This window comes from Yeosuana aromativorans (assembly GCF_014646655.1).
GTDB classification, from domain to species: Bacteria; Bacteroidota; Bacteroidia; order Flavobacteriales; family Flavobacteriaceae; genus Yeosuana; species Yeosuana aromativorans.
On the sequence record NZ_BMNR01000032.1, the window covers coordinates 1 to 566 of the forward strand.

Genomic DNA, 566 nt, shown 5'->3' on the forward strand with positions numbered 1-566 from the left:
CAACGGATGGTATAAGATTAGTACGCCATCCACAAATGTAAAGATACTAATCATAATTTAATGGCGTATTAATTTTATACGTTGTTGTAAACAGTTTTTATTATGTCACTTGTAAATTGTGGAATTGATTTATATAAAAAAGAAATTACAAATCCGATTTATGCTCAATATTATCCAAATAAACTTGAAATTCCGATAGAACGAGTTGTTGCTCGTTATTCAGCAACCCTACAGTCAAATAACTTTTATTTAAATAATCAGGAATCCAATTTAAAGGTGGATAATTAGTTGGATTTAGTTTAGTTGGCAATAATAATTCGCCTTTAGCATTTTCAAACTGTATATTAAAGTTATAATTACCAATGTCTGATTTCCAAATTTCTAATTTTGGAGATTCAGTTGATAATATTGAAACTAAGTTATTTATATTTATTACTGAATCACATAATAATATAAAAAGTAGCTCAGAATTATTTTTCTGTTTTCTAATTGATATGTCCTTTAAATAATATTGGACTTTTTCCAATTTTTTGTCTAATTCAGTCATTTTTAAATTGTTTACAACG

Annotated in this window: 1 protein-coding gene; it reads right to left on the minus strand. The window is 25.6% G+C overall.

The genetic code is table 11. The features are described 5' to 3' along the window. Positions 1–145: 145 nt before the first annotated feature. The coding region (locus tag IEW94_RS16825; protein ID WP_229669568.1) for a hypothetical protein at positions 146–566 on the minus strand (421 nt) is incomplete at its 5' end.